The sequence below is a fragment of the Bacillus cereus group sp. BfR-BA-01441 genome, from assembly GCF_022663075.1.
Classification (GTDB): Bacteria; Bacillota; Bacilli; order Bacillales; family Bacillaceae_G; genus Bacillus_A; species Bacillus_A cereus.
On record NZ_JAKUEU010000168.1, the window covers coordinates 1 to 3968 of the forward strand.

Below are 3968 nucleotides of genomic sequence, written 5' to 3' on the forward strand. Positions count from 1 at the left end.
CCTTAATTGCTTCTTCTTTTTTAGCTTTATCTTGTTGCACTTGCGCTTCTTCCTTTGTTACTGTTCCAGTATCTGCACTCGCTACTGAAGAATATCCTACTGTTAAAAGTGCCATTGCACAAATTGGTAATAGTCTCTTTTTCATTTTCATTCTCTCCTTATATTTTATTCTCATCAACTCGCACCGGATGTATTACTAGAATAAGCAAGAGATATAAATATAAGATGCAGATGAAATATATTTCATTTAAAGATTTCATTGTAGAAAAAGAAAAAAACATCGCAATATGTACGATGTTTTTTTCGGGTGTGTGTCTCAATTATTTACATGTTACTTTCGCGTGATTTGGAAGTAGAACGGGCTGGAGCGATAACTAATTGTCTCGGCTCAGTTTTCTTGAAGTGATTTTTGACGTTACACTTACGACGTTGAACAACCCACGCTTTAATAGGGTTTGTTAAAATAATCTTTTGCTCTTCGTTAGGGGCCTCTTCTTCAAACCTACAACTCTCGCTCCATTTATTCCATTTCATTGTAAATTTAGAAGAAGAATGATCATCTTCACGATCAAACAAGTGCAAAAAATCCATTTTTCCATCTAGCATTACGGTGTTACTAGTCGCTAAAAAAGAAAAGGTCGTCCAACGTTTCTCCATGCCCTCCTACTCCTTTTTCACATATAGAGTGCCTAAAACTTAATTTACCTAAAATATGCTTGCCTTTTACCTTACACCCATAGTTTATCCAAAATGCTATTATGCAACTATCGATTTGCCTTACAACTACCTTACATTTTTGTAAGAAACAAAAAAACCTTCACTCTATATAATGAAGGTTTCTTACTTTTTATCTATATGATCTCTCATATCATCAAGTCCAGCTTCTTTTAGCTGCGACATCATACCGTGCGAAATTGCTCCTAACACTAAAGTCATTCCAATTAATGAAATACGAATCGCAGGTACATCAATTACGTAAGCCAACAGGCCAAGAACAATTGTTAAAAGTAATGCTTTTATAAATGTTACACTTGTGTACTGTTTCTTCTTCATCATATTCACCCTTTATGGAAGCGTTTTCTTAATATAATTAGTATATCATATCATCAGATGATTTTGTCGTTATCTTTGTAAAAAATTACTATCTCCTTTGACTTTTTCTATTCTATCCTTTACAGTCGAAATGTTCGCAAGTTTTACACTGTAGGAGGATTACAATGAATATTGAAATAAAAGACACTTTAATTTCTGAAGAACAATTACAAGAAAAAGTAAAAGAACTAGCACTTCAAATCGAACGTGACTTTGAAGGAGAAGAAATCGTAGTCATCGCTGTACTAAAAGGATCTTTCGTATTCGCTGCTGATTTAATTCGTCACATTAAAAACGATGTAACAATCGACTTTATTTCTGCATCTAGCTATGGAAATCAAACAGAAACAACTGGAAAAGTAAAACTATTAAAAGATATCGACGTAAACATTACTGGCAAAAACGTAATTGTCGTAGAAGACATTATCGATTCTGGTTTAACACTTCATTTCCTAAAAGACCACTTCTTTATGCATAAACCAAAAGCGTTAAAATTCTGTACGCTACTTGATAAACCTGAGCGTCGTAAAGTGGACTTAACAGCTGAGTATGTTGGCTTCCAAATTCCAGACGAATTCATCGTTGGATACGGTATCGACTGTGCGGAAAAATATCGTAACTTACCATTTATCGCTTCAGTTGTAACGGAATAATATAATAAAATAAACTTTCATCAATTACTGGTGGAAGTTTATTTTCTATCACAATTCGTAAAAGACAAAGGGAGAGAAAAAAATGACAAAGACAAAATTTGAAAAAGTACTCCTCATCGTAAATCCGAAAGCTGGACAAGGTGACTTACATACAAATTTAACGAAAATCGTACCACCTCTTGCCGCAGCTTTTCCTGACTTACATATCCTTCATACGAAAAAGCAAGGTGATGCAACAAAATATTGCCAAGAGTTTGCTAGTAAAGTAGATTTAATTATCGTCTTTGGTGGTGACGGCACTGTATTTGAATGCACAAATGGCTTAGCACCTCTTGAAACTAGACCTACACTTGCAATCATTCCAGGCGGAACTTGCAACGACTTCTCTCGCACACTTGGCGTTCCGCAAAACATTGCAGAAGCGGCAAAACTTATTACAAAAGAACATATAAAACCAGTTGACGTTGCAAAAGCAAATGGACAACATTTCTTAAACTTCTGGGGGATTGGTCTCGTATCTGAAGTATCAAACAATATCGATGCAGATGAAAAAGCAAAGCTTGGTAAAATCGGTTACTATTTAAGCACAATTCGAACTGTAAAAAATGCTGAAACATTCCCAGTAAAAATTACTTATGACGGACAAGTATATGAAGACGAAGCTGTCCTTGTCATGGTTGGAAATGGTGAATATCTTGGTGGTATTCCATCCTTTATTCCGAACGTAAAATGTGATGACGGAACACTTGATATTTTCGTAGTCAAATCAACAGGTATTCAAGCATTTAAAGATTACATCGGAAAGAAACTATTCGAGGATTCAAATGAAAATGACATCTTCCACGTAAAAGCAAAATCCATTCATATTGAAACGAAAGAAGAAAAAGAAGTAGATACAGATGGAGAAAGTTCGCTTCATACACCTTGTCACATTGAATTATTACCAGGACACTTTACGATGATTTATAATCCTGCGGTTGTGTAAAGAAAAAAACGAGTGCTAGCACTCGTTTTTTCTCTTCTAATCTAGTTATGTCGTTGAATCATTTCTTGTATTTCTTTAACTCTCTCTAAAGTAATTCCATTTCTTTGTTCGATTGCTAAAGGATGCTCGGTTGGCTCTAATTCAACATACGGTGCCGTTCCAACTTCTCTTATATGTACATTTGTTTTTAAATTTAATGTTTCTGGATAAACTGGTATTTCTACAGATAACCAACCAAAATAAGGATCACTATTTTCTCGGCCTCTCTCATCCCACTTTTCTAATACTTCATCATAACTTTCTTTACTAAGTGATACCCACACAGTCCATATGAAATTTTCGTGGTAATCAATGATAGGAAGCTCTAAACAACCTCTAATAAAATAGAAGAATGGCTTGTTTGCATACTCTAGTTCTTTTTATGTACAATGAAGGAAAGAAGTACCTTCATATAAGGGAGAGGACAAACTTTGTTCAACCAACAGTTAGTTAATTTACGCATTGATTTTGCATTTAAACAATTGTTTGGTACGAATGGTAGCGAAGATATTCTAATTGCATTTTTAAATGCTATGTTACAAGAGTCTTTAGAGTCGCCCATTGCTTCTCTACAACTAGAAGATCCACATTTACACAGGGAATATGAAGAGGATAAGTTATCTATTTTAGACGTTTCAGCGACATTAGACACAGGAACAAAAGTTAATGTAGAAATACAACTCAATAATAATCACGATATGGTTAAACGCAGTTTATATTATTGGGGAAGACTATACACATCTCAACTACAAAAAGGGATGCCCTACAGTGCACTTCACAAAACCATCACCATAAACTTACTAAACTTCGTAATGCTTTCGGAACACCCAACCTTCCATACAACGAGCATATTATGGAATACACAACAACAAAAACTCCTGAGTGAAGACATAGAAATCCACATTATAGAAATTCCAAAGTTAACTGAACAATGGCATGAAGAAAAAGTAAATCCGTGGAAAGATCCATTTGTTCGTTGGCTTTTATTGCTTTCAGCAAATGAGGATGAGCACTTAACTAAACTATTGGAGGATATTGCTATGAACGAAGATCCTATTTTACAAAAAGCGATAAATAAATGGGAACGTATGAGTCAAGATTCTTCTTTCCGGCAAGCCTATGACGCAAGGGAGAAAGTTTTAATGGATGAAGCAGCAAAATTCGCCCATGCAGAGACAGAAGGAATAAAAAGAGGAATG

General features: G+C 34.9%; 5 protein-coding genes and 2 pseudogenes. 3 read left to right on the plus strand and 4 right to left on the minus strand.

Going from position 1 to position 3968, the window contains the following annotated elements; all coding sequences use genetic code 11:
• The 3 genes and pseudogenes from MR107_RS29350 to MR107_RS29360 form a co-directional block, all read right to left on the minus strand.
• Positions 1 to 145 (minus strand): annotated as a pseudogene (locus tag MR107_RS29350) (LPXTG cell wall anchor domain-containing protein); the annotation flags it as partial.
• Positions 146 to 324: 179 nt separating this feature from the next.
• Entirely contained in the window at positions 325 to 657 is a 333-nt protein-coding gene (locus MR107_RS29355; RefSeq protein WP_000415613.1) for a hypothetical protein, read from the minus strand.
• A 183-nt stretch (positions 658 to 840) separates the two neighbouring features.
• On the minus strand, positions 841 to 1056 hold the full coding sequence (locus MR107_RS29360; RefSeq protein WP_002001286.1) for a hypothetical protein: 216 nt from the start codon (positions 1054 to 1056) through the stop codon (positions 841 to 843).
• 161 nt (positions 1057 to 1217) lie between these two features.
• On the opposite strand from MR107_RS29360, the gene hpt reads away from it, so the two are divergent.
• Together hpt and MR107_RS29370 are read left to right on the plus strand one after the other, a co-directional pair.
• Complete coding sequence (gene hpt, locus MR107_RS29365; protein ID WP_001019306.1) at positions 1218 to 1745, plus strand: hypoxanthine phosphoribosyltransferase; 528 nt, start codon at positions 1218 to 1220, stop codon at positions 1743 to 1745.
• An 82-nt stretch (positions 1746 to 1827) separates the two neighbouring features.
• Entirely contained in the window at positions 1828 to 2730 is a 903-nt protein-coding gene (locus MR107_RS29370; RefSeq protein WP_000167897.1) for a diacylglycerol/lipid kinase family protein, read from the plus strand.
• A gap of 41 nt (positions 2731 to 2771) precedes the next feature.
• Here MR107_RS29370 and MR107_RS29375 read toward each other — a convergent pair.
• A pseudogene (locus MR107_RS29375) lies at positions 2772 to 3116 on the minus strand (DUF2199 domain-containing protein); the annotation flags it as partial.
• A gap of 84 nt (positions 3117 to 3200) precedes the next feature.
• Here MR107_RS29375 and MR107_RS29380 point away from each other — a divergent pair.
• On the plus strand, positions 3201 to 3968 hold a 768-nt coding region (locus tag MR107_RS29380; protein WP_242293097.1), incomplete at its 3' end, for an Rpn family recombination-promoting nuclease/putative transposase.

Coding starts and splice junctions, on each gene's coding strand:
- MR107_RS29355 (WP_000415613.1), bottom strand. CDS start 657: ATGGAGAAACGTTGGACGACCTTTTCTTTTTTAGCGACTAGTAACACC.
- MR107_RS29360 (WP_002001286.1), bottom strand. CDS start 1,056: ATGATGAAGAAGAAACAGTACACAAGTGTAACATTTATAAAAGCATTA.
- hpt (WP_001019306.1), top strand. CDS start 1,218: ATGAATATTGAAATAAAAGACACTTTAATTTCTGAAGAACAATTACAA.
- MR107_RS29370 (WP_000167897.1), top strand. CDS start 1,828: ATGACAAAGACAAAATTTGAAAAAGTACTCCTCATCGTAAATCCGAAA.